Source organism: Streptomyces sp. JN8 (assembly GCF_055808075.1).
In genome coordinates, this window is record NZ_CM147852.1 from 6,767,312 (window position 1) to 6,785,552 (window position 18,241).

An 18,241-nucleotide genomic window follows, 5' to 3' on the forward strand; every position below is an offset into this window, starting at 1 on the left:
CGCGGAACGTCCTCCGCACCCGGACGCGTCTGAGAGGATCGCCGCATGGCCGCATCCCCGAGCACCGCACGAGCCATCAACGACCGGTTCGCCCTGCGACTGCTCCAGGACGAGGGACCGTTGACGGCCACTCAGCTCAAGACGCTCACCGGGCTCTCCCGGCCCACCGTCGCCGATCTCGTCGAGCGCCTCCGGGGCTCCGGGCTCGTCCATGTCGTCGGCGAGTCCGGAGCGGAGCGGCGGGGGCCCAACGCCAAGCTGTACGGGCTGGTCGCCGACCGCGCGCACCTGGCCGCCCTCGACGTCCGGACGCGGTCGGTCTCCGTCACCGTCACCGACCTGCTCGGCGCCACCCTCGCCGAGGCCGCCGTGCCCGTCGGCGACGACAGCGACACCGGGCCGGCCGTGGAGAAGGCCGTCGCGCTCCTGGAGCGGACCGTGCGGGAGGCGGGCGCCGACCGGCTGCACACCGTCGCCGTCGGCGCCCCCGGCCTGATCGACCCGGCCACCGGCGAACTCCGCGACTCCTCGGGCCTGCCCGCCTGGCACCGGCGGCTGGTCGGCGTCCTCCAGGAACGGCTGCCCGCGCGCGTCCTCGTCGAGAACGAGACCAACCTCGCCGCCGTCGCCGAACTGCGCGAGGGCGCGGCCCGCGAGCGGGAGGACTTCGTCCTGCTCTGGCTCGGTCAGGGCGTCGGTGCCGCGGTCGTGCTCGGCGGGCGGCTGCGCCGCGGCGCCTCCGGCGGCGCGGGCGAGATCGGCTTCCTGCCGGTGCCCGGCACATCCGGCCTCCCCTCGGCCACCGGCTGCGACGGCGGCTTCCACGAGCTGGCCTGCGCGGCCGCCGTGGAGGCGCTGGCGGCCGACCACGGCCTCACCGCGGCCGAGGCGCTCGCCTCGGGCCCCGGCCCCTTCCTCGACGCCCTGGCCCGCCGCCTCGCGATCGGCGCGGCGGCCGTCGTCTCGGTCCTCGACCCCGGCTGCGTGGTCCTGGCCGGGGAGACGGGCCACCAGGGCGGCGCCGCGCTCGCCGCGCGCGTGGAGGCCGAACTGGCCGCCCTCTCCCCGCTCCGCGCCGAGGTCCGCGCGACGGACCTGGGCGACACGGCGGTGCTGCGCGGAGCCCTGCTCCTCGCCCGCGACGCGGCCCAGGACGAGCTCTTCGGTGCACCGGCCGCGGGGCTCGGGAGCTGAGGCGGTGGCCGTGCCCCTCCCGTACGGCCCCGGAGACGCGAGCGCGCCGCGCCCCGGACAGGGGGGCGCGGCGCTGGGGGAGCCCGGCGGCGGCAAGGGCCGTGATGTTCCGCCGCCGGGGGTCTCGGAGGGGGTGCGTCAGCAGGGACCGAGGTCCTTCCAGACGCCCCACTCGCCGGTCGTGCCCGGCGTCTCGTTCTGGGTCCACCACTGGGCCTTGTACTTGCGGCCGTTGTGGGAGACCTCGTTGCCCGCGTTGTAGACCGTGCCCGCGACGTACGCCGGGACCGTGCCGCAGCCGGTGGGCGGCGTCGTCGGAGGCGTGGTCGGGGGAGTCGTGGGCGGGGTCGTCGGAGGCGTGGTGGGCGGAGTCGTCGGCGGCGTGGTCGGCGGGGTCGTGGTGCCCGGCTCCACCACCGTCGTGCCGCGCGCCAGGTCACCGGCGAGGGCGTACGTCGTGCCGTTGATGCTCACCGTCCAGTTGGAGGGGGTGGACACCGGCAGGTAGTAGTTGAACGCGAGGTCGACCGTGGCGCCCGGGGCCAGCGACTGCCAGGCCGGGAGCTTCAGGGAGACTCGGTGGAAGTCGCCCTTCAGGCCGCCCACGTTGCTGCCCGTGTGGTCGCTGCTGATCACCTTGGTGCCGAAGCCCGACTGGTCTGAGGCGTTCGCCGGGGCCGAGGTCCCGTAGTCGAACTGGAACTCCGTGCCGCCCGGGAGGGTGGCCGCCGTGTTGTTGGTGATCTTGATCTTCGGGGTGATCGGGTAGTTCGAGTCGCCGAGCTTGAACTCGGTGAACTGCGCGTCGATCTTCACGGCCTTGGTCGGCAGCGTCGCGTTGGACTTCTTCGCGCCGTACGGGGTGGCCGCCTTGAACTTGTCGTACATCAGCGAGGTGAGGGTGTCGCCGATCTCGTACTGGCCCTTGGTGGCGTTCCAGTCGTAGTCGCCGGCCATCTCCCAGACCATCGTGCCGCCGATGCCCTTGTTGACCACGTAGTCGGCCTTCGCGGCCACCGACTGCTCGTCCTCGGTGGAGAGGAAGACCTTCTTCTGCGCGTTCCACAGCCACGGCGCGACCAGGGTCGAGTCGTACTTGCGGGTGTAGGTGCCGGTCAGCGTGGTGTTCGCCGGGAAGCCGTACTGGGTGACGTAATCGCCGACGATCCCCTTCTCGAGGTTCTTGGCGTGCCACATCGGGTTGGAGCCGGCGGGCGACTCGACACCGTTGGTGTCCTTGTCGTGCCACAGGTTGTCGATGCCGGTGGCGCCGTCACCGCACTTGGTCAGACCGGCGCCGGCCGGGCAGGTGGTCGCGGTGGCCTTGCCCCACAGGCCGTCGGTGCCGCCCTGGACGTTCTTGTGGCCGCGGGTGTAGTACGGCAGGCCGATGTTGATGCGGCCGGCCGGCATCGAGCCGCGGAAGTAGTGGTAGGCCCAGTCGGTGTTGAGGTACCCGATGTTGCCGTACTGCGCGGAGCCGTAGACGTTGGCCGCGGCGAGCTCGCCGTCCTTGCCGTCGTCGAAGAGGGAGGCGTTGGGTCCGACGTACTCGTTCCAGGCGCCGTGCAGGTCGTAGGACATGATGTTGACGTAGTCCAGGTACTTCTGCACCTGGAAGGTCTCCATGCCGCGCAGCAGGTAGCCGGAGGAGGGGGCGGCGACGGTCAGCAGGTAGTGCTTGCCGTCGGCGGCGCCGGCCACGTCCAGCTTCTCGCGCAGGGACTTCATGAGGGCCGCGTAGCCCTGCACGAGCCCGGCGCGGCGCGCGTTGGCGATCTGCCAGTCGAGCGGGTTGCCGGCGTCCTTCATGGTCGTCGGGTACTCGTAGTCGATGTCGACGCCGTTGAAGCCGTACTTGCGGATGAAGTCGACGGACGAGGCGGCGAAGGTGTCGATCCCGGCCTGGTTGACCGAACCGTCGGCGTTGGTCGCCATCGAGTAGAAGCCGCCGGAGTTCACCCGGCTCCCGTTGTCCGCGAAGTAGCCGCCGGTCTCGGCCCAGCCGCCGACCGAGATCAGCGTCTTCACGTTCGGGTGCTGCTTCTTGAACTTGTTGAGCAGGTTGAAGTGGCCCTTGTAGGCGTACGCCGGGTCCATCTCGGCGCCTGCGACACCGGGCCAGGTCATCCCGGTGGCGGCGTTGTTCGGACCGTCCGTGCCGACGGAGAGCTTGTTGTCCGAGCCGATGTGCCCGAAGGCGTAGTTGATGTGGGTGATCTTCTCCCACGGGATGTCCTTGGCCAGGTACGCGGGCTGGCCGTTCTTGCCGTCGCGCCAGCCGGTGAAGTAGCCGATGACCCGGCGCTGGTGGTCCGCGCCCATCTTCTCGCGGCCCTCGGTGTCGTAGACCGAGCAGTACGGCACGTCGACGCCGGCCGTCTTGTAGAGCCCGTCGGGGCGACAGGACTCGTTGTCGGCCGCGTACGAGACGCCGCCGGAGAGCGAGCTGAGCAGCAGTCCGGCGACGGCTGCGCCGGACGAGAGCAGCGAGGCTCTCTTCGCGGTGGGGGACAACACGATCGGTTCCTCCTGGGGAGGTGGGAGAACACAACGAACAAGGGGGTGGGTCGTGTTGGGCCCGTGGGGTGCGCACCCCGCCGGACCGTTCCTCGGAGGTGACACGGAGATTAAGAGGACTAGACCAGTGCGTCAATAGGTCTGGACCAAAGAAGGGTTCTATGGGACCCTGTGAGCCAGACCACAGGAATCCGGCCACGACGCCCCTCGCGGGTCGTGGCACACTGGCCCTGTATCAGCAGCAGCGCACTCCGGGGTCGGTGTAATTCCGAACCGGCGGTATAGTCCGCGACCCGTCCGCAGCCAGCGGCCGGTTGACCAGGTGAGATTCCTGGACCGACGGTGAAAGTCCGGATGGGAGGCAGTGCGCGGCGGGCGACCCCTTTCCGGGGTGTGCCGGCCGTACGTCCGCTGGTCGCCGTATCGACACCGATCGGCGTACCCGTGCGACCGCGGCCCCGGCGCACCCTGCGCGAAGCGTCGTCCCGCTCTCTGTCGTCATCGACAGGCCCCGGAGTCCGTGCCCGAAGAGGCAGGAGGACCCGGTGGCCCAGCAGGCCGACATCACCGCCATGCGACGCGCCGTCGAGCTCGCCGCACGCGGTCTCGGCGCCACCAGCCCCAACCCCGTCGTCGGCTGCGTCATCACCGACGCCGCCGGACACGTGGTCGGCGAGGGCTACCACCGGCGCGCCGGCGGCCCCCACGCCGAGGTCCACGCCCTGCGCGAGGCGGGCGCCCTCGCCCGCGGCGCCACCGCCTACGTCACCCTCGAACCCTGCAACCACACCGGCCGCACCGGCCCCTGCGCGCAGGCCCTGATCGAGGCCGGGATCAGCCGCGTCCTCTACGCCGTCGGCGACCCGAACCCGCAGGCCACCGGAGGCGCCGACACGCTGCGCGCCGCCGGCGTCGAGGTCCGGCAGGGGCTCCTGGAGGCCGAGGCGGAGGCCGGCAACATCGCCTGGCTCACCTCCGTACGCCACGGCCGCCCCTTCGTCCGCTGGAAGTACGCCGCCACCCTCGACGGCCGGATCGCCGCCGCCGACGGCACCTCCCGCTGGATCACCTCCCCGGAGTCCCGCGCCGACGTCCACCGGCTGCGCGCCGAGGCCGACGCCGTCGTCGTCGGCTCCGGCACCGCCCGCGCCGACGACCCCCACCTCGCCGTCCGCGGCGTCGAGGGAGCCGTCCAGCCGCTCCGGGTGGTCGTCGACACCGAGGGGACCGCCGTGAAGCCCGGCGCCCGGATCCTCGACGACGCGGCCCCGACCCTGATCGCGATCGCGCGGGACGCCGCGACCGGCCTCGACGACGCCCGCGTCCTCCGCCTCCCCAGGGCGGACCGCGGCCTGTCCGTACCCGCCCTCCTGGACGCCCTCCACGCGCGCGGCGTCCGCTCCGTCCTCCTGGAGGGCGGCCCCACCCTCGCCGGCGCCTTCGTCGCCGCCGGCGCCGTCGACCAGGTCGTCGGCTACCTCGCCCCCGTCCTCCTCGGCGCCGGCCCGAACGCCCTCGCCGACGCAGGAATCACCACCATCACCGAAGCGTTGCGGCTCGACGTCACCGACACCGTCCGCATCGGACCCGACCTCCGCGTCACCGCCGCCCCGCACCCCACCGCCGTCCCCAAGGGAGCCTGACCGTGTTCACCGGAATCGTCGAAGAGCTGGGCGAGGTCACCGCCGTCGAGCAGCTGGCGGACGCCTCCCGCTTCCGCCTGCGCGGCCCCCTGGTCACGGAGGGCGCCCGGCACGGCGACTCCATCGCCGTCAACGGCGTCTGCCTCACGGTCGTCGAGACCGCCGACGGCGAGTTCACCGCCGACGTCATGGCCGAGACCCTCAAGCGGTCCAGCCTCGGCGCCCTGGAGACCGGCTCCCGCGTCAACCTGGAGCGGCCCATGGCCGTCGGCGGCCGCCTCGGCGGACACATCGTCCAGGGCCACGTGGACGGCACCGGCACGATCCTGGAGCGCACCCCGTCCGAGCACTGGGAACTCGTCAAGGTCGGCCTGCCCGCCCACCTCTCCCGCTACGTCGTCGAGAAGGGCTCCATCACGGTCGACGGCGTCAGCCTCACCGTCGTCGAGGTCGCCGACGACTGGTTCACCATCAGCCTCATCCCGACCACCCTCGACCTGACCACGCTCGGCATCAAGCGGTCCGGCGACCCGGTCAACCTCGAAGTGGACGTCATCGCCAAGTACGTCGAGCGGCTGCTCGGCCCGAACGCCGGGGAGGGCGACAAGTGAACTGGCTCAACTCCGAGGCCTTCAGCGCGTTCGGCCAGCACATCCTGTGGTCCGACATGATCGGCAACACGATCGGCCTCATCGCCCTCGCGCTCGGCTGGCGCCGGTCCATCCTCACCTGGCCCGCCCAGCTGCTCTCCGGCCTGATCCTCGTCGGCGCCTACGCCTCCGCCCACCTCGCCGGCGGCGTCGGCAAGCAGCTCCTCGTCATCGGCGTCGCCGCCTGGGGCTGGTGGCAGTGGAACCGCGGCCGGCAGCAGGCCCAGGACGGCTCCATCGCGGTCCGCTTCGCCACCTGGAAGGAGCGCGCGCTGCTCCTCGCCGGAGCGGCCCTCGGCACCCTCGCCGTCGGCGGCCTCTTCACCCTCTACCCGTCGCTCTCCTGGAGCCCGTGGGCCGACGCGTACATCTTCGTCGGCACCCTCGTCGCGATGATCGCCCAGGCCCGCGGCCTGGTCGAGTTCTGGTTCGCCTGGCTCCTCGTCGACCTCGTCGGCGTCCCGCTCGCCTTCAACAGCGGCCTCGCCTTCTCCGGCCTGGTCTACGTCATCTACTTCGCCCTCGTCGTCTGGGGCATGCGCGACTGGTGGCTCCGGACGCGCACGACCTCCGCCACCGCTCTGGAAGGAGCCCACGCATGAGCGCGCTGCCGATCTGGGACGCCACCGACCTGGCCCTCGACCCCGTCGAGCAGGCGATCCGCGACATCGCCGCCGGCCGGCCCGTCGTCGTCGTCGACGACGAGGACCGCGAGAACGAGGGCGACCTCGTCATCGCCGCCGAGAAGGCCACCCCCGAGGTCGTCGCCTTCATGATGAGCGAGTGCCGCGGCCTGATCTGCGCCCCCATGGAGCACGACGAGCTGGAGCGCCTGGAGCTCCCGCAGATGGTCGCGCACAACACCGAGTCGATGCGCACCGCCTTCACGGTCTCCGTCGACGCGGCTCCGGCCCACGGCGTCACCACCGGCATCTCCGCCGCCGACCGCGCCACCACCCTGCGGATGCTGGCGAGCGGCCGCCACGAGCCCTCCGACTTCGTGCGCCCCGGCCACATCTTCCCGCTCCGCGCCAAGGAGGGCGGCGTCCTCGCCCGCAACGGGCACACCGAGGCCGCCGTCGACCTCGCCCGCCTCGCGGGCCTCCGCCCGGCCGGCGCGATCGTCGAGATCGCCGGCGAGGACGGCGTCATGCTGCGCCTCCCGGAGCTGGTCCCCTTCGCCCGCAAGCACGGCCTCACGATCATCTCCATCGAGGACCTGATCGCCTACCGGCGCTCCGCCGAGCCGACCGTGCGCCGCGAGGCCGAGGTCCGGCTCCCCACCGCGCACGGCGACTTCACCGCCTACGGCTACCGCTCCACCGTGGACGGGGTCGAGCACGTCGCCCTCGTCCACGGCGACATCGCCGCAGGCGGCGCCGAGGACGTCCTGGTCCGGGTCCACTCCGAGTGCCTGACCGGCGACATCTTCCACTCGCTGCGCTGCGACTGCGGCCCCCAGCTGCAGGCCTCCATGGACCGCATCACCGAGGCGGGCCGGGGCGTCGTGGTCTACCTCCGGGGCCACGAGGGCCGCGGCATCGGCCTGCTGTCCAAGCTCCGCGCGTACGAGCTCCAGGAGCAGGGCCGCGACACCCTCGACGCCAACCTGGAACTCGGGCTGCCCGCCGACGCCCGCGACTACGCGGCCGGCGCGCAGATCCTCGTCGACCTCGGCGTCCGCAGCCTGCGCCTGATGACCAACAACCCCGACAAGATCGACGCCCTGACCCGGCACGGCCTCACGGTCAGGGGCCGCGAGCCCATGCCCGTCACGGCCGGCGAGCACAACCTCCGGTACCTGCGCACCAAGCGGGACCGGATGGGCCACGACCTGCCCTGGCTGGACGGCTCCCAGACGTCCACCTGCGGCAACCAGTGACCGCGGACGCATCCACCCACCACGTACGGATCCACCGGCAAGGAGAATCATGAGCGGCAAGGGCGCACCCGTCCTCAGCGTGAAGAACTGCGGCGACCTGCGGGTCGCGGTCATCGCGGCGCAGTGGCACGAGAAGATCATGGACGGACTCGTCGACGGCGCCCTGCGCGCCCTGAGCGAGCTCGGCATCGACGAGCCGACCCTCCTGCGCGTCCCCGGCAGCTTCGAGCTCCCGGTCGTGGCGAAGGTCCTCGCCGGGCGCGGCTACGATGCCATCGTGGCGCTCGGCGTCGTCATCCGCGGCGGAACGCCGCACTTCGAGTACGTGTGCCAGGGCGTCACCCACGGCCTCACCCAGGTCTCGATCGACACCGGCGTACCCGTCGGATTCGGGGTCCTCACCGTCGACACCGAGGAGCAGGCGCTCGACCGGGCCGGCCTCGAGGGATCCACCGAGGACAAGGGCCACGAGGCCGTCACCGCCGCCGTCGCGACCGCGACCACGCTGCGCACGGTGAGCGAACCCTGGCGCTGATGACGCGACCCTCACCCCGTACTCTTAGGACCATCATGGCGAACGGAACCCGCAAAACCTTCGAAGAGCTCTTCGCCGAGCTCAAGCTCAAGGCCGAGACCGGCGACCCGGCCACCTCCCGCACCGCGGAGCTGGTCGACAAGGGCGTCCATGCCATCGGCAAGAAGGTCGTCGAAGAGGCCGCCGAGGTCTGGATGGCCGCCGAGTACGAGGGCAAGGACGCGGCCGCCGAGGAGATCTCGCAGCTGCTGTACCACGTCCAGGTGATGATGGTCGCCCGCGGGATCTCGCTCGACGACGTCTACGCCCACCTCTGAGCACAGCCGTCCCCGGAGGCACGTCCTCCGGCGCACGGAACCGGACTCCCACCACTCCCAGGCAAAGGAAGCTCACCCCATGCTGCGCATCGCCGTTCCCAACAAGGGTTCCCTCTCCGGACCTGCGTCGGCAATGCTCCATGAGGCCGGCTACCGCCAGCGCAAGGAGTCCAAGGAGCTCGTCGTCATCGACCCCGACAACGAGGTCGAGTTCTTCTACCTGCGCCCGAAGGACATCGCGATCTACGTCGCCTCCGGGAAGCTGGACATCGGCATCACCGGCCGTGACCTGCTCCTGGACTCCGGCGCCAGCGCCGAGGAGATCCTCGCGCTGAACTTCGGCCGCTCCACCTTCCGCTACGCCACCCGCCCGGGCACGGCGAACGGCCCCGAGGACTTCGGCGGCATGACGATCGCCACCTCCTACGAGGGCATCGTCGCCAAGCACCTCGCGGACCAGGGCATCGACGCCTCCGTCGTGCACCTGGACGGGGCCGTGGAGACCGCGATCCAGCTGGGCGTCGCCCAGATCATCGCGGACGTCGTGGAGACCGGCACCAGCCTGCGCAACGCCGGCCTGGAGGTCATCGGCGAGCCGATCCTGACCTCCGAGGCCGTCGTCGTCCGCCGCCACGGCGCCACCGACGACAACCCGCAGGTCCAGCAGTTCATGCGCCGACTCCAGGGCGTCCTCGTCGCCCGCTCGTACGTGATGATGGACTACGACTGCCGCGCCGAGCACCTGGAGCAGGCCGTCGCCCTCACCCCGGGCCTGGAGTCGCCGACCGTCTCCCCGCTGCACAACGAGGGCTGGGTCGCCGTCCGCGCGATGGTCCCCGCCAAGGAGGCGCAGCGGATCATGGACGACCTCTACGAGATCGGTGCCCGCGCCATCCTCACCACCGCCATCCACGCCTGCCGCCTCTGACGGCACGGACCGCCCGCACCGAAGGCCCCGAGGAACCCCCGATGTCCCAGGCACCGACGCCCGCACTTCCGGTCACCTTCCGTCCCGGGCGCACCCGGGCCGTGCTGCTGACCCTGGGCGTCCTGATGTTCGTCGTCGTCACCGCCGTCGCGCTGATGCTGGAGCGGCTGGGACCGGGGGAGCGCCTCAGCTTCGTCTTCACCGCGGCGCTCCTGCTCGGGATCCTCGTCCTGCTGAGCCGCCCGAAGATCGTCGCCGACGACGAGGGCGTCACGGTCGTCAACATCACCCGCACCCGTCGGCTGGCCTGGGCGGAGATCCTCAAGGTCAACCTGCGGCCCGGCGACCCCTGGGTCTTCCTCGACCTGAGCGACGGCACCAGCCTGCCGGCGCTGGGCATCCAGCCCGGCATCGCCAAGGAGTCGGCCATCCGGGACGCCCGTGCCCTGCGGGCCCTGGCCGAGAGCCACGGCACGGGCACGGAGCAGGCGAAGGCCTGACGGGCCGCTCCGTGGGGCGGACGGACGTGTTCCGTCCCCCATCCGGGGCCGACCCCCTGCCCCTCGCGGGCTCCGCGTGACTACTCTGGAGGCGGTGGTGCCGAGCGGCACCACCGCCTCGCGTGTGCAGGGCCCCCGTACGGCGGCCCGCGAGGCACCCCCTTCGACCCGAGGAGTGACTCCCTCCAGCAATGGACGGATCGTCCGGTAGTACCTGCGCCGCCCCCTCCCAGGAGGCGGCGGCATGATCGTCTCCCTTCTGCTGCTCTTCGCGGCCTTCGTCCTGATCCTCGCCAACGGATTCTTCGTGGCCGCCGAGTTCGGCCTCGTCACCGTCGAGCGCGCCGAGGCCGAGCGGGCCGCGGCCGACGGCGACCGGCGCGCCCGCACCGTCGTCACCGCGCTGCGCGAGCTGTCCTTCCAGCTCTCCGGCACCCAGCTGGGCATCACCATCACCTCCCTCGTCGTCGGCATGCTCGCCGAGCCCGCGCTCGCCGGCCTGCTGCACGGACCGCTCACCGCGACCGGACTGCCCGCCGGGGCCGTCTCCGGGATCGCGGTGGTGATCGGGATGCTCCTCGCCTCCGCCGTCCAGATGGTGGTGGGCGAGCTCGTCCCGAAGAACTGGGCGGTCTCCCGGCCGCTGCAGGTGGCCCGCTTCGTCGCCACCCCGCAGCGCGCCTTCTCCGCCCTCTTCCGGCCGGTGATCTCCCTGCTCAACCGGGTCGCGAACCGGCTCGTCCGGCTCCTGGGCGTCGAGCCCACCGAGGAGCTGGACTCCGTCCGCACCCCCGGCGAACTGGTCTCCCTGGCCCGGCACTCCGCCGAGGCCGGCGCCCTCGAACAGGACACCGCCGACCTCTTCGTACGGACCCTGTCCCTCGGCGGCCTCACCGCCGAGCAGGTCATGACCCCGCGCGTGAAGGTGAACGCCCTCCAGTGGGACGCCACCGCGGCCGACGTCCTCAACCTCACCCGGGCCACCGGCCTCTCGCGCTTCCCCGTCTACCGGGACCGCATCGACGAGGTCGTCGGCATGGTCCACCTCAAGGACGCGCTCGCCGTCGCGCCGCACGCCCGGCTGCGGACCCCCGTCGGGCGGATCGCGGTCCCGCCGCTCCTGGTGCCCGAGTCGCTGCCCGCCCAGGCCCTGCTGGAGCGGCTGCGCCGGGAACAGCCCATCGCGGTCGTCGTCGACGAGTACGGCGGCACGGCCGGGGTCGTCACCCTGGAGGACATCGTGGAGGAGCTCGTCGGCGAGGTCCGCGACGAGCACGACACGGCTGCCGACGGACGGCCCGAGCTGGCCGCCGCGCCCGCCGAGGACGGGCGGCCCGCCTGGGACGCCGACGGCTCCTGCCGGGTCCACGCGCTGCGCCGGATAGGCCTCGACGTGCCCGACGGGCCGTACGAGACCGTCGCCGGGCTCGTCGCCGACCTCCTGGGTCGGATCCCCGCCCCGGGCGACCGGGCCGAGCTGCCCGGCTGGTGCCTCTCGGTCCGCGAGGTCGACCGCTACCGCGCCGAGCGCGTCCGGATCGTCCGGACGGAACCGGTGCCCGAGCCGGTGGCCGGACCCGCCTCCGGACGGGCGGTCGCCGAGACCGCCGACCCGGTGTCCGAGCCCTTCCCGCCCCCTGCCGACGTGCCCGTCCCGGTGGCTGCGGAGGCGGTCCGATGAGTACCCTTCCGCTGCTCTTCGCCGTCCTGCTCGTGCTGGCCAACGGCTTCTTCGTCGGGGCCGAGTTCGCGCTCGTCTCCGTCCGCCGCAGCCAGATCGAGCCGCTCGGCGGCGCCCGCGCCAAGCAGGTCCTGCACGGACTGGAGAACCTGCCGCAGATGATGGCGGCCGCGCAGTTCGGCATCACCGTCTGCTCCCTGACGCTCGGGGCCGTCGCGGAGCCGACCGTGGCCCGGCTCCTCGAACCCGTCTTCCACACGGTCGGCGTCCCGGACGGGCTGGTCCACCCGCTCGGCTACGTGATCGCCCTCGCCGCGGTCGTCGTCCTCCACCTCGTCATCGGCGAGATGGTCCCGAAGAACCTGGCGATGGCCGCGCCCGAGCGGACCGCGCTCTGGCTGGCCCCCGGCCTCGTCGGCTTCGCCCGGCTCTGCCGTCCCGTGACGGCCGCGCTCGGCGCCTGCGCCCGGCTGGTCCTGCGGGCGTTCAAGGTGGAGCCCAAGGACGAGGTGGAGGCGGTCTTCACCAGCGTCCAGCTCGGCCGCCTCGTCGAGGACGCCGGCCAGGCCGGTCTGCTCGACCCGGCCGAGCAGGAGCGCCTGGAGGACGCCCTCGAACTGGGCACCCGCCCGGTGACGGAGGTCCTGATCCCCCCGTCCTCCCTGGTCACGGTCGCACCGACGGTCACTCCGCGGGAGATCGAGGAGCTGACCGTGCGGACCGGGTACTCGCGCTTCCCGGTCCGTGCCGCGGAGGGCTCGGCCTTCCTGGGCTTCGTGCACGTGAAGGACGTCCTCGACCTGGACGAAAGGGAGCGGGCGGTCCCGCAGCGGCTGTGGCGCCCGATGGCCACGCTCCGCGCCGAACTCCCCCTCGACGACGCCCTCACGGTGATGCGCCGCGCCGCGACGCATCTGGCGCAGGTCGCGGACGGCTCGGGCCGGGTGCTCGGCCTGGTCGCCCTGGAGGACGTCCTGGAGATGCTGGTGGGCGAGGTCCGCGACCCAGCCCACCGGCTGAGGACGGTGTCGGCGGGCGCCGGGGTCTGACGGGCGGTCCCACCGCGACGGAACGGGCCCGGTCGGGGAGCGGCGCACGCCGCTCCCCGACCGGGCCCGTTCCTGTCGGGCGGGAGCGGAACCGTCGGGGGGATGCGGTCGGGTCGGGTCCGGTCCGGCCCACCGGTCCGGCGTGGTCCGCCCCGGCCTCCGACCGCGGTCCGACACCCCCTAGTAGCCCGGTGGCTCCTGCTGGGGGCCGCGGTCGACCGGGCCCCGGCCCGACAGGACCTCTCCGTACGCCTGCATCAGGTCGCCCAGCCGCAGGGTCGCCAGATCCTCCCGGGTCGGGGTGCTGGCGTAGCCCGAGAGCCGCAGGTCGCGGTAGGCGCAGGACTTCTCGTACAGGGTGCGCAGGAAGCGGCCGTTGCCCAGTTCGTCGATCCAGCCCTGTTCGACGACGTGCCCGCTGATCGAGCGCAGCTCGTCGCGGGCCTCGTCGTCCCAGCCGTCGCCGTTGGCCGCGGCGAGGACCTCTCCTATCGCGGTGAGCTCCAGCGGTCGGTACGAGGGGAAGTCGACCCGGGTGGTGAAACGGGAGGAGAGCCCGGGGTTGGTGCTGAGCAGCCGGTCCATGCCCTCGGGGTAGCCGGCCAGGATGACCACGAGGTGGTCGCGGTTGTCCTCGGCCCGCTTGAGGAGCACCTGGAGGGCCTCGTCCCCGTAGGCGTCGCCCTTGCTGTATCCGGTGTTGGAGAGCGCGTACGCCTCGTCCACGAAGAGCACGCCGCCGACGGCCGAGTCGATCAGCTCGTTCGCCTTGACCGCGGTCTGTCCGAGGAACTCGCCGACGAGGTCCGCCCGTTGGGCCTCCACCAGATGGTCGCCGCCGAGGAGCCCGAGGGCGTAGAACACCCGCCCCAGGATCCGGGCGACCGTGGTCTTCCCGGTGCCGGAGGGCCCGGAGAAGACGAAGTGGCGCTTGGGCGGCTGCACCGGCAGGCCCTGCCCCGCGCGAAGGCGCGCCATCTCAAGCTGCGCCGACAGCGCCTTGACCTGGCGCTTCACCGGTTCCAGGCCGACCATGCCCTCCAGCTCGGCGAGTGCCTCCGCGAGCAGCACGGGATCGGTGGGCCCCTCGGGGAAGCGCGGCGGCACCGGTTGGGACGGCAGCGGGGTCTTCTGCCGTACGGTCTCCGGCGGCGGGGCGGGCGCCGGCGGGACGGGATCGGGGGCGAGCCGCACCCCGTCGCCCAGCGGCCCGGCCGCCTCGGGCTCGGTGCCCGGCGCGGTGTCCGAGGCGTCCTGCCCGAGCCCGCCGCCGACGGTGCCCAGGGCGACCGCCGCGAGCCCGGCGGGGTCGTCGATCCCCTCGTACCCCTCGAAGCCGTCGTACTCGGCGATCGCCGCGAGCCGGGCGGCCGTGTCCATGAACGCCGGGTCGATCCGGTGCACGGCGCGGTAGAGCGGCAGGGCGGCGGCGCTGCGTCCGGTGCCCTCGTGGGCGCGGGCCAACCAGTAGCGCAGCTCCTTGCGTTGGGGCTGTTCGCTGCGACAGCGCATCAGCGCGGCCGACAGCAGCGGCTCGGCCTGCCCGTACATCTCCAGGCGCACCCGGGCCATGCCGCCGAACAGCCCCGCCTCGATGCCGAGCAGCGGGTCGTCGACGAGCGTCTCGGTGTGCCGGACCAGCTGGTCCCAGTCCTTGACGAGATAGGCCCGGCAGGCGTGCAGGAAGCGCACCTGCGGGTCGGTGTCGACCGGGGGGAGGCCCGCGAGGGCCCGGTCGAGCTCGGGTACGTGGCGCCCGTCGAGCCAGTGGGAGGCGTGCGCGAGCAGCAGGTCGCGGGGGCTCTCCAGGACCGGCTGCACCCACCAGCCGAGCCAGTACCAGGAGTTCAGCGGGCGCCGGTACCGGGTCCGCTGCTCGCCGAAGCGGTCGCGGTTGCGGTACATGCGCAGCAGCGCGGTCGTGGTGTCGGCCCGGAGCGCGTGCAGCCCGAGCCAGGCGTCCGCCATCCCGGGGTCGAGCCTTACCGCCGTCCGGAACTCGTCCTCCGCCTGCGGATACGCACCCATCGTGTAGGCGTCGATTCCGCGCAGCCAGGCGAGTTCGGCCGGGGCCTGCGCGCCCTGCGTGCCGATGTCCATCGGGTCCCCCACAACCGTCTTCGCATGGACGGGATTTGACCGCACCTGGGGGCATCGTACCTGCGCAGGGGGTGCGCGATTAAGGAGAAGCGCATGATCCGGAACCGGTGACCCTGGGTGAGCGTCAGGGGTCGCCGGAGGCGTCGGAGAGGGTGTTGAGGGGCAGAACGAAGCCCCCGATCACGGGGGAACAACCGGGGGCCTCGCGTCCGCGGCGGCTTCGAAAAGCCGCACATTCAGAACGTAAGACCTGTACGCCCCTTGGGTCAAGCGGAGTTGAGGCACTTGCGGAAGCGGACTTCCACCCCCTCAGTTCACGGACATGAAGCCGTCACGGTGCGTGATGATCTGGTCCGCGCCCGCTGTCACACCCGGCCCGGGGAGCCATTCGTATCCCTCGTCGCACTCCTGTACCAGGGTGTCGGCGAAGGGTCGGGAGGGGTCTCCGGCGAAATGGCGAGTCTCCGCCACGGTCCAGCCGTCCCAGAAGGACGCCTGCTCCGGTCCGTCCCGATGGCGGCCCCGCACCCAGGATTCCCCGGGACCGCGCTCCATCCACAGCAGCCACGCCAGGAACGGCCGTACCGCCGCCCGGCCCGCACCCACCCCCTCGACGAGGACGACCGGAGCCGCCGGCAGTTCGCGCGCCCCGCCGAACCGGCGCAGGTGCCAGTCGTAGGGGCGGTACGACGCGTTCTCGCCGTGCGCGAGGGGGTCGAGGACCTGCTCCCGCAGGCGCCCGGTCCACTCGAACAGCTCCTCGTGCGTGGCGAGGTCGTCGAGGCGGAGGACGGGCGCGCCGCCCAGGGCGGCGGCGAGCCCGGTGGCGAGCGTGGACTTGCCGGAGCCCGCGTGCCCGTCGACCGCGATCAGCCGGACCGGCCCGCAGGAGGGCGGGAGTCGGAGCAGCGCGTGGGCGGCGCGATCGAGGTCGTTCATGGGGCCAGGGTAGGGGAGTGGGGGACCTTCGCAGGTCAGGGAGGTACCACCGTCAGTGGTAGAGACCAATATTGGTGCGGCGACGCGGGGCGAAGTGCTGGCGGAGGCGTACCGGAAGCCGCGATAGTGGGGCGCGCCCGGTCCGCCCGGGCGCGCCCCACCCGGGCTTCCGGCGCGCGGAGGCCCGTACGCCCGTGTGCCCGTGTCCGCCCAGGTCCGCGTGTCCGTCGGCCCCTGTACCGGCGTGCTCGGACGCCACCAGGTCCGCCCGAAGCACCCGCCGGCCCACCGCGTACCGTCGCCGCCCCTCCACCCCCCCACCCCCTCCCACCTGCTCCCACCCTCTTCCTCCGCCTCCTTCCTCTGCCGGCTCGCCCGGTTCGTCCGCAGGTCCGTACGCCCACCGTTCTCGACTGGGGGTCACCGCCCATGACCAGCTCCACCCCGCGCAGAACCGTTCTCGCAGCGGCTCTCGCCGCCGCCGGAACGGCCGCGGCCGCTCCCGCCGCGGCCGCTGTTCCGGAGGGCCCCGCCGCCCCGCCCGCCGGGGCCGGAGCGGCCCCGGCCGCGGCTGCCGGACGGGACCACGACTCCGGACCGGGTCTCGTCGACAACCGCTTCTGGTCCTCGTACACGGACTGGAGGTGCGGCGGCGCGGCCGGGACGAAGGCGGTCGCGGGGCGCCGCCCCGGTCTGGTCCTCGCCCACCCGGCGGGGCGCACCGACTACACCGACCCGCACACCGGTCGGACCTCGGCCTGGGAGTACGCGAGCTGGACCTCCCCGGAACACACCCCGGCCGTGCCCGCCACCGAGGTCATCGCCTCGTGGAACGCCCGTACGCCGCCCGGCACCTGGCTCCAGGTCGAGCTGTCCGGCACCTACACCGACACGACCGCCACCCCCTGGTACGTGCTGGGGCGCTGGGCCTCCGGGGACGGCGACATCCGGCGGACGTCGGTCGACGACCAGACCGACGGCCGGAGCACCGTCTGGACCGACACCCTCGCGATCGACGACACGGCGAGCGGACTCCGGCTCGCCTCGTACCGGCTCCGCCTGACGCTGTACCGCGTCCCCGGCAGCGGCCTCACGCCCACGGTGTGGCGGCTCGGCGCGATGGCCTCCGACGTCCCGGACCGCTTCACCGTGCCCGCCTCCGAGCCGGGCGCGGCGCGCGAGCTGGCCGTGCCGCGCTACTCGCAGAACACCCACGTCGGGCAGTACCCCGAGTACGACAACGGCGGCGAGGCGTGGTGCAGCCCGACCTCCTCGCAGATGATCGTCGAGTACTGGGGCCGCAGGCCGTCGGCCGAGGAGCTGGCCTGGGTGAACCCGGACTTCGCCGACCCGCAGGTCTGCCACGCGGCCCGCCACACCTTCGACCACCAGTACGAGGGCTGCGGCAACTGGCCCTTCAACGCGGCGTACGCCGCCACGTACCCCGACATGAACGCCGTGGTCACCCGGCTCCGCTCGCTCACCGAGCTGGAGAGCCTGATCAGCGCCGGCATCCCGGCCATAACGTCCCAGTCGTTCCGCCAGGAGGAACTGACCGGGGCCGGCTACGGCACCTCCGGCCACCTGATGACCGTCATCGGCATCACGCCGGACGGCGACATCATCGCCAACGACCCCGCGTCCCCCAGCAACGAGGCCGTCCGCCGGGTCTACCGGCGGCACGAGTGGGAGAACATCTGGCTCCGTACGAAGCGCTACGACGCGAACGGCAAGGTGAGGAGCGGTACGGGCGGGGTCTGCTACGTCTTCTGGCCGGTGCGGCCGACACCACGCCAGCGCCGCGCACTGCAGGCGCTCGGTCTGGTGTGAGCGGGGGGTGGTCCGGCGGGCGTCCCGGGTGGTGCGCTCACGACGGGTCGGGGCTCCGCGCGGCGGTGCCGCCGCGAGTGGGAACGTGATCTCCGGCTCGGTGGGAACGTGGTCTCCGGCACAGGCGGCTTCTGCCGCCTCCGCCTCCCCGACCCGCCCTCGCCCGTGCGGCACAAGGCCCTCGCCGCGCCCGGGGACGTCCGGCGCGGCGCGGCGGGCCCGGGGGACGTGACCGACGTCTCTACCCCGGGGTCGCCCCCGTGTCGCAAGGTGGTCGCCATGACCTCCACCTCCGCCGCCACCCGACTCCTCCTCCGCGCCCGCACGGGCGGCCCGCAGGACGACCGGGGCCCCAAGCTCCTCGAGCACGTCCTCGGCTGGACCCTGGTCGTGCTCCTCGCCGTGCTGGTCACCCGCGCCGGCCTCATGTGACCGGGGGGCGGACCCCCGCCCCCCGCCCCCGCGATCCCCCG

16 protein-coding genes and 1 riboswitch are annotated in these 18,241 nt (G+C 72.9%); of the genes, 13 read left to right on the forward strand and 3 right to left on the reverse strand.

What is annotated here, in order from left to right; translation table 11 throughout:
* Positions 1–45: 45 nt before the first annotated feature.
* The gene (locus ACY0MR_RS29925) at positions 46–1,194 is read left to right on the forward strand and encodes an ROK family transcriptional regulator (RefSeq protein WP_473556362.1); all 1,149 of its coding nucleotides are present in this window, start codon (positions 46–48) and stop codon (positions 1,192–1,194) included.
* A 138-nt stretch (positions 1,195–1,332) separates the two neighbouring features.
* On the opposite strand, the gene ACY0MR_RS29930 is transcribed toward ACY0MR_RS29925, so the two are convergent.
* Positions 1,333–3,714, reverse strand: coding sequence for a chitinase C-terminal domain-containing protein (locus ACY0MR_RS29930; protein WP_473556364.1), 2,382 nt, complete (start codon positions 3,712–3,714; stop codon positions 1,333–1,335).
* Between the two features lie 242 nt (positions 3,715–3,956).
* Positions 3,957–4,086: riboswitch (FMN riboswitch) on the forward strand.
* A 173-nt stretch (positions 4,087–4,259) separates the two neighbouring features.
* Here ACY0MR_RS29930 and ribD point away from each other — a divergent pair.
* From ribD to ACY0MR_RS29980, 10 genes are all read left to right on the forward strand, one after another.
* A complete protein-coding gene (ribD, locus tag ACY0MR_RS29935) occupies positions 4,260–5,357 on the forward strand; it encodes a bifunctional diaminohydroxyphosphoribosylaminopyrimidine deaminase/5-amino-6-(5-phosphoribosylamino)uracil reductase RibD (protein WP_473556367.1) in 1,098 nt (365 codons plus the stop codon).
* A gap of 2 nt (positions 5,358–5,359) precedes the next feature.
* Entirely contained in the window at positions 5,360–5,968 is a 609-nt protein-coding gene (locus tag ACY0MR_RS29940) for a riboflavin synthase (protein WP_361856464.1), read from the forward strand.
* A gap of 56 nt (positions 5,969–6,024) precedes the next feature.
* Positions 6,025–6,609 (forward strand): nicotinamide mononucleotide transporter family protein, encoded by a 585-nt coding sequence (locus ACY0MR_RS29945; protein WP_388806529.1) that lies wholly within the window; start codon positions 6,025–6,027, stop codon positions 6,607–6,609.
* The gene (locus ACY0MR_RS29950) at positions 6,606–7,889 is read left to right on the forward strand and encodes a bifunctional 3,4-dihydroxy-2-butanone-4-phosphate synthase/GTP cyclohydrolase II (RefSeq protein ID WP_473556370.1); all 1,284 of its coding nucleotides are present in this window, start codon (positions 6,606–6,608) and stop codon (positions 7,887–7,889) included. The genes ACY0MR_RS29945 and ACY0MR_RS29950 overlap by 4 nt, the downstream gene beginning before the upstream one ends.
* Before the next feature lie 49 nt (positions 7,890–7,938).
* Positions 7,939–8,424: a 6,7-dimethyl-8-ribityllumazine synthase gene (gene ribH, locus ACY0MR_RS29955; protein WP_015032243.1), complete on the forward strand. Its 486-nt coding sequence runs from the start codon at positions 7,939–7,941 to the stop codon at positions 8,422–8,424.
* 35 nt (positions 8,425–8,459) lie between these two features.
* Positions 8,460–8,741, forward strand: coding sequence for a phosphoribosyl-ATP diphosphatase (locus tag ACY0MR_RS29960; RefSeq protein ID WP_361856457.1), 282 nt, complete (start codon positions 8,460–8,462; stop codon positions 8,739–8,741).
* A gap of 79 nt (positions 8,742–8,820) precedes the next feature.
* Entirely contained in the window at positions 8,821–9,669 is an 849-nt protein-coding gene (hisG, locus tag ACY0MR_RS29965) for an ATP phosphoribosyltransferase (RefSeq protein WP_073919056.1), read from the forward strand.
* A 41-nt stretch (positions 9,670–9,710) separates the two neighbouring features.
* Positions 9,711–10,169 carry a PH domain-containing protein gene (locus ACY0MR_RS29970; protein WP_388806370.1) on the forward strand — a complete coding sequence of 153 codons (459 nt, stop codon included), beginning with the start codon at positions 9,711–9,713 and terminating at the stop codon, positions 10,167–10,169.
* 244 nt (positions 10,170–10,413) lie between these two features.
* Positions 10,414–11,850 (forward strand): hemolysin family protein, encoded by a 1,437-nt coding sequence (locus tag ACY0MR_RS29975; RefSeq protein WP_473556374.1) that lies wholly within the window; start codon positions 10,414–10,416, stop codon positions 11,848–11,850.
* Complete coding sequence (locus ACY0MR_RS29980) at positions 11,847–12,899, forward strand: hemolysin family protein (RefSeq protein WP_473556376.1); 1,053 nt, start codon at positions 11,847–11,849, stop codon at positions 12,897–12,899. The genes ACY0MR_RS29975 and ACY0MR_RS29980 overlap by 4 nt, the downstream gene beginning before the upstream one ends.
* Before the next feature lie 180 nt (positions 12,900–13,079).
* On the opposite strand, the gene ACY0MR_RS29985 is transcribed toward ACY0MR_RS29980, so the two are convergent.
* Positions 13,080–14,999 carry an AAA family ATPase gene (locus ACY0MR_RS29985; RefSeq protein ID WP_404084291.1) on the reverse strand — a complete coding sequence of 640 codons (1,920 nt, stop codon included), beginning with the start codon at positions 14,997–14,999 and terminating at the stop codon, positions 13,080–13,082.
* 309 nt (positions 15,000–15,308) lie between these two features.
* Entirely contained in the window at positions 15,309–15,938 is a 630-nt protein-coding gene (locus tag ACY0MR_RS29990) for a uridine kinase family protein (RefSeq protein ID WP_388806362.1), read from the reverse strand.
* Between the two features lie 429 nt (positions 15,939–16,367).
* Here ACY0MR_RS29990 and ACY0MR_RS29995 point away from each other — a divergent pair, with 429 nt between their 5' ends.
* Both ACY0MR_RS29995 and ACY0MR_RS30000 read left to right on the forward strand, forming a co-directional pair.
* Positions 16,368–17,768: a peptidase C39 family protein gene (locus ACY0MR_RS29995; protein ID WP_473556380.1), complete on the forward strand. Its 1,401-nt coding sequence runs from the start codon at positions 16,368–16,370 to the stop codon at positions 17,766–17,768.
* 279 nt (positions 17,769–18,047) lie between these two features.
* Positions 18,048–18,200, forward strand: a complete 153-nt coding sequence (locus tag ACY0MR_RS30000; RefSeq protein WP_148001713.1) for an SCO1431 family membrane protein — start codon at positions 18,048–18,050, stop codon at positions 18,198–18,200.
* Positions 18,201–18,241 lie beyond the last annotated feature (41 nt).